This is a genomic window from Labilibaculum sp., from assembly GCF_041595635.1.
Taxonomy (GTDB): Bacteria; Bacteroidota; Bacteroidia; order Bacteroidales; family Marinifilaceae; genus Labilibaculum.
Genome location: NZ_JBFHJW010000054.1, coordinates 22,202 through 28,820, shown reverse-complemented (window position 1 = coordinate 28,820; position 6,619 = coordinate 22,202). Strand labels below are relative to the sequence as shown.

Genomic DNA, 6,619 nt, shown 5'->3' with positions numbered 1-6,619 from the left:
CTGTCTTAAACAAGAATGGAACAGAAGAAAGAATCATTGCTCAATCCAAAGACATTTCGAATTACTACCACTTGGTTGATCGGGCAGGACAAAAAGAGGAATTCTATAAAAACATCTTTGAATCAGCTGGTGACGCCTTCATGGTTCATGATGACAAAGGTCGCTTAATTGAATTTAGTACTCGTTTGGCTAATTTGCTCGAATACTCCGAAGAAGAACTGTCTCAGTTATCGATTTCTGATATCGATGATTCTAGTCATTCCATGGAATTCTCTCTTCGCCTAAAAGAAATGGAAGAAACAGGATGCTCTTTATTCGAAACTGATTTTATCACAAAATCAGGAGGTAAAATTCCTGTTGAAGCAAGTGCAAACGAGCTTCCCACTTCCAATGCCAAAATTTATTTTGTGGCTATAAGGAATACTACTAGAAGAAAAATAGCGGAGAATAAATTACAGGAAAGCGAGCAGCGTTTTCGATCTTTGGTGGAAAATGCTACCGATTTAATCATGCGTTTTGATGCCAATCACAGACATATTTTTGTCAATTCTGCCATTACCCCACTTATAGGGATAAAACCCGAAGAGATGATTGGAAAAACACATGCCGACCTGGGTTTTCCTAAAGAAAAGTGCGAATTGTGGGAGCAGGAAATCGATTATGCTTTTAAAAGTAAAAAACAACATAGCCTCGATTTTAGTATCGCCTTAAATGGAGATCTTCGTTATTTTGAATGGCAATTAATTCCTGAATTAAATGCAAAAGGCGAGTGTGAAACACTTTTAGCCATTGCCCGTGATATTACCGACCGAAAAGAGAGTGAAGAATCATTAACCGAATCTATTAGCACAAAAAATAAATTCTTCTCAATCGTTGCACACGATTTAAAAAATCCCTTTAATGCCTTGTTGCCTATTGCGAAAAATTTGGCTCAAAATTGTAGCAAAATGCCTGTCGAACAGATTATTGAGTCAGCTGAACTTCTTTATTCTGCAGCAAAACAGGAGTATAAGTTGCTCGAGAACTTATTGGAGTGGGGAAGATCTCAAATGGGAAAAATTCAATTCCACGCTAAGTCTATTGTTTTGCGGCAACTTGTGCAGATCAATATTGCTCTTTATCAAACACAAATCGATCAAAAAAATATAAGTGTAAAGCTTACTAATTCAAGCGATATTATGGTTTTAGCTGATGCTTATATGTTGGATGCTATTGTACGGAATCTATTTTCGAATGCCATAAAATTCACCCAAACAGGAGGTGAAATTCAAATCAGAATAGCCAAAGAAAATTCAAAAGTGATGCTTTCCATTCAGGACAATGGGATAGGAATCAGCAAAGAGAATCAGAAAAAACTGTTTCGAATCGATACCACTTACAAAAGAATTGGAACTTGTGAAGAGTCGGGAACAGGCTTAGGATTAATTCTTTGTAAAGAATTTGCCAGTAAAATGAATGGTTCCATATCTTTAAATAGCAAGGAAGGAAAAGGAAGCATTTTCACTCTTTATCTTCCCGAAGTTTAAGTTACTTACTTTGTGCGTGTAATGGTGTAATCTACCAGGTGAATTAGAGCCTCTCTAGCTTCCGAGTCTTCAAACTCAGCTAAAATATTCAGGGCATTTTGCTTGTATTCCATCATTTTAGCTCTTGTGTACTCAATGCCACCCTTCTCTTTAACAAAAGAAATTAGCTCGTTAACCTTATTACTGTCTTTATTGTATTTGCGAATAATTTTCAGTGCCCACCTACGTTCTTTCTCTGAACTATTTTTCAGCACATAAATCAACGGAAGCGTTAACTTCTTTTCTTTAATGTCGTTTCCTGTTGGTTTTCCAATGTTCCCTTGTTTTTCATAGTCGAACAAATCATCCTTCATCTGGAAGGCAATGCCAAGCTGTTCTCCAAATTTTTTCAACTTTTGCTGATCTTCCTTACTGGCTTTCGCCGATAGAGCTCCCAATTGAGTGCAAGAGGAGATTAAACTGGCTGTTTTTTTATAAATAATATCAAAATAGACTTCTTCGGTGATGTTTAGCTTTCGCGATTTTTCTAGCTGCAGTAGTTCTCCCTCACTCATTTCGCGAACGGCATTCGAAACTACTTTTAACTGTTCAAATTCATTATTATCCAAAGCAATTAAAAGACCTTTCGACAGAAGAAAATCGCCAACCAAAACAGCAGCTTTTGTTTTCCACAAAGCATTAATCGAGAAAAAACCTCTTCTTTCATAGGCTTCATCCACAACATCATCGTGAATTAAAGTGGCGGTGTGCAATAGTTGAGTGAGCGATGCCGCAGTATAGGTTGACTGGCTAATTTCACCACTTAGTTTGGCACTTAAAAAAACCAGAATAGGTCTTATTTCTTTCCCTTTTCGTTTAATAATGTACCGATTAATGATGTCAAGCAAACGGATTTTTGTTTTCATAGAATCCTTAAAAAAGGACTCAAATTGCTCCATTTCTTGCTTCACCGGAAATTTTATATCGCGAATACTTTTTGGTCTCAAATTCATAGCAACCAAAGTTAATCATTTATCCTTTCCGTGAAACGCAGACAAATAAAATTAGCGAAGGCTAAAGCAGTCTTTTTTATTAAGATTCTGCCTAAATTAAGAACAAATTGAATAATTTAACTGCTTCGATATGTATTCACTAGCCTAATTAAGAATATATTTATATATTTGCATTTGATAAGTTACGTGAATAATATTTGTGTATGAAAATAAGAGAATTAGAACCTGAAAAGCTTGAGCAGGCAGCAAATATGCTTAAAGCGATTGCGCACCCTATGCGAATTGCAATTTTAGGATATCTTGAGGATGGAAAAAAGCTGACAGTAACTCAAATTCATGAATTATTGAAAATTGAGCAATCAACAACTTCTCATCATTTAGGAATCCTTAAAGATAAAGGAGTTCTTTCTTCTACTAGAGAAGGGAAGAATACATACTATTTTCTAAGGCATTGCAGCCTAAGTAATATTGTTGATTGTATCAGCAATTGCACTCAAGGATAAGGAATTTTAAAAGCTGGTTAGAACTGGCTTTTTGCAGATGATGTAAGAAAATGGCGAAAATAAGATTAACGAAAGAGTTCCGTTTCGAAATGGCTCATGCCTTATGGAACTATGATGGACTGTGTAAGAACATTCACGGTCATTCCTATATTCTGTTTGTAACCGTAATGGGAGAACCAATAAAAGATGTAAACAGTCATAAATTGGGAATGGTAATGGATTTTGGGGACCTGAAAAATATTGTTTCCGATGAAATTGTCGATCAATTAGATCATTCGGTGGTTTTAAGCAAGGCAACCCCTAATATTGAGCAGTACAGGAATCAAGAGATTTTTAAACGTTTTTTTGTGACCGATTATCAACCAACTTGTGAAAATATGATTGTTGATTTTGCAGAAAGAATTAAAAAGCGTTTGCCCGATGATGTTGTGCTTCACTCCTTAAAACTTCACGAAACGGCCACCTCTTTTGCTGAGTGGTATGCCGAAGACAATTAATTAGATACCAATAAAATATTTGCAAAGCCTGAAAGTAATTTCAGGCTTTTTTTTATTCATCTCCTTTTGCTCTCTGTTTGCAGGAAAGAACTTTTTCATTTGTAAGAGAAATTCTGTGTTTATTATTTTGAGATTGGCACTAGTAAGAAATTGTCCGAAAATTTTCCCTACACTCTAATTCATTAATATTTATGAATTGATAATTGCGCAAGAGCGATTATCTTGTACTTTTGTTTGCACACAATAAATTTTAGAAAACTTATGCACTCATCAAGTACCAATTCAGGCAAAAAACTATTTTTATTAGATGCTTTTGCCTTAATATACAGATCGTACTACGCTTTTATTAAAAATCCAAGGTTCACATCAACAGGAATAAACTCATCGGCTATGCTCGGTTTTACCAATACCTTACTCGAGGTTTTGGAGAAAGAAAAACCATCGCACATTGCTGTTGTTTTCGATCCAATAGGTCCAACTTTCCGACATGAAATGTTCAAGGAATACAAGGCTCAGCGTCCACCTATGCCCGATGATTTAAGAAAATCAATTCCCTATATCAAATCAATTATTCAGGCTTTTAACATTCCCGAATTCGACGTGGAAGGCTACGAGGCCGATGATGTAATTGGAACTTTAGCTAAAAAAGCCGAAAAACAGGGCTACACAGTTTACATGATGACACCCGATAAGGATTACGCGCAATTGGTAAGTGAAAATATTTTCATGTATAAGCCCAAACGTTCGGGCAAAGAGGTTGAAGTGTGGGGAATTCCTGAGATCAAAGAAAATTTCGGCGTGGAACATCCCGATCAGATTGTAGATTATTTGGGTTTAATGGGCGATACGGCTGATAATATTCCAGGTTGTCCAGGCATAGGCCCCAAAACGGCTCAAAAGCTAATTGGTCTTTATAAAGACATCGACGGATTGTATGAGAATACTCATAAGCTAAAAGGAAAACAGAAAGAAAGAGTAATTGAATCGGAAGAACAGGTTCGTTTTTCAAAAGTACTGGCAAAAATTGCCTTGGATGCTCCCATTGATTTTGATGAAGAGAATTTCAAATTAACAGATTTCGACGAAGCACGATTGAGAGCTATTTTTAAGGAATTGGAATTTTTTACTTTGGCCGAACGAGTTTTTAAAAATCAAGCAGCTCAAATTGCTGTGGAGAATGAAAAATTCGTTGACAAAGGGGCAGAGGAAGAAAAACAAGTGATTCTCAGAGATCTAAAACAATTGATTTCTGACTTCTTTACTCTTGATAATCAATATTCAAGAGCTGATTTGAAAGCCGAATTGTGCGTTCAGAAAGAATTCTCATTTAGAACAATATTATCGGGTACCGACCCAAATACATCAAATCTCTTGGGATTGGCCTTTGCATTTAAGAGCGATAAGTCTTTTTTTGTGCCTTTCCCACAAGATTTCGAAGAAGCCAAAAAAGTGGCTCAGGAATTCAAATTTATTTTTGAAGATGAGAAAATTCTAAAAATTGGTCACGATTGCAAACGCGACATTCTTATTTTACGTTGGCACGGTATTGAAGTGAAGGGACCAATTTTCGATACCATGATTGCACACTACTTAATTCAGCCCGAAATAAAACACGAATTTGCATTTGTGGCACATTCCGTTTTAAATTATCAGGTAATCGAGACCGAAGACAAAACCAAAGGCCGAAAAGGGCAGTTGAGTTTAATGATGGAAGCAGAACCAATTCAGCACGATGTATTTTGTGAAGAAGTGCAGTTAACTTTGGAATTACGAAATGTGTTGGAAGAAAAAATGAAGGAGAATGGTCTTGCTGATTTATTCTATAATATTGAGATGCCATTGCTTCTTGTTTTAGCCGATATGGAGTTTACGGGCGTAAGCATTGATGTGCCAAGTTTACACGAATATGCTCTTGTTTTAAACGAGGAAGTAAATGGAATAGAAAAGGAAATTAAAGAAATGGCTGGAGTTGATTTTAATGTAGCTTCTCCAAAACAACTGGGCGAAGTTTTGTTCGACAAAATGGAGCTCGACAGCAAGGCTAAAAAAACCAAATCGGGACAGTATTCCACTTCCGAAAATGTGCTTTCCAAATTAAAAGGAAAGCACGAAATCATCCAGAAGATATTGGATTTTAGATCCTTGAAAAAGTTGATTTCTACCTATGTGGAGGCTTTGCCCACTTATATCAACAAAAAATCAGGGAAAATTCATACTTCCTTTAATCAGGCCGAAGCCGCAACAGGCCGATTGAGTTCTACGAATCCGAATTTGCAGAACATTCCAATTCGTACGCCACAGGGAAGATATATTCGTAAAGCATTTGTTCCCTCTTCGGCCGAGCATACTTTTCTTTCTGCCGATTACTCGCAGGTTGAATTGCGTTTAATGGCTCACATGAGTAAGGATGAGGCCATGATTAACGCTTTTAATCACGAGGCAGATTTCCACACTGCAACAGCTGCAAAAATTTACAAGCTACCCGTCGATGATGTGAGTAAAGACATGAGAAGCAGAGCAAAAACGGCCAATTTTGGAATTATTTACGGAATCTCGGCTTGGGGATTAGCCGAGCGATTAGAAATTAGTCGTAAAGAGGGAAAAGAGTTGATTACAGGCTATTTTGAATCCTATCCAGGAGTTAAGGTGTTCATGGATGAAAGTGTGGAGAAAGCGCGTCAGGATGAGTTTGTAGAAACCCTATTTGCTCGCCGCAGATACTTAAAAGATATCAATTCGAGTAATGCCATTGTTCGTGGAGTTGCCGAGCGAAATGCCATTAATGCGCCCATTCAGGGATCGGCTGCAGATGTGATTAAAATTGCTATGATTAATGTGGTGAAACGCATGAAAAGGGAGGGAATGAAATCGAAGTTGATTATTCAGGTACATGATGAATTGAACTTTGATTGTTTGCAATCTGAATTGGAAACTATGAAGGTAATTTTAAAAGAAGAAATGGAAAATGCCGTTCAGCTTCTAGTGCCACTTAGTGTAGATATGGGTGTAGGAGAGAACTGGCTCGAGGCGCATTAAATAGAATAAAAAATAGCATTAAAAAAGCTCATTCTTGCAATAAGAATGAGCTTTTTTATTCAGCG

At 36.8% G+C, this 6,619-nt stretch carries 5 protein-coding genes; 4 read left to right on the top strand and 1 reads right to left on the bottom strand.

Annotated features, from left to right (window positions below; all coding sequences use genetic code 11):
• Positions 1-1,526: PAS domain S-box protein (locus ABYT26_RS13830; protein WP_372754884.1), on the top strand; the 1,526-nt coding region annotated here is incomplete at its 5' end.
• 5 nt (positions 1,527-1,531) lie between these two features.
• Here the strand turns inward: ABYT26_RS13830 and ABYT26_RS13825 are convergent.
• On the bottom strand, positions 1,532-2,518 hold the full coding sequence (locus ABYT26_RS13825) for a polyprenyl synthetase family protein (protein WP_372754882.1): 987 nt from the start codon (positions 2,516-2,518) through the stop codon (positions 1,532-1,534).
• A 203-nt stretch (positions 2,519-2,721) separates the two neighbouring features.
• Between ABYT26_RS13825 and ABYT26_RS13820 the strand changes: the two genes are divergently transcribed.
• The 3 genes from ABYT26_RS13820 (at position 2,722) to polA (ending at position 6,554) form a co-directional block, all read left to right on the top strand.
• Entirely contained in the window at positions 2,722-3,021 is a 300-nt protein-coding gene (locus ABYT26_RS13820; protein ID WP_372754880.1) for an ArsR/SmtB family transcription factor, read from the top strand.
• Between the two features lie 50 nt (positions 3,022-3,071).
• Positions 3,072-3,518, top strand: coding sequence for a 6-pyruvoyl tetrahydropterin synthase family protein (locus ABYT26_RS13815; protein ID WP_372754878.1), 447 nt, complete (start codon positions 3,072-3,074; stop codon positions 3,516-3,518).
• A gap of 261 nt (positions 3,519-3,779) precedes the next feature.
• Positions 3,780-6,554: a DNA polymerase I gene (polA, locus tag ABYT26_RS13810; RefSeq protein ID WP_372754876.1), complete on the top strand. Its 2,775-nt coding sequence runs from the start codon at positions 3,780-3,782 to the stop codon at positions 6,552-6,554.
• The last annotated feature ends 65 nt before the right edge of the window (positions 6,555-6,619 follow it).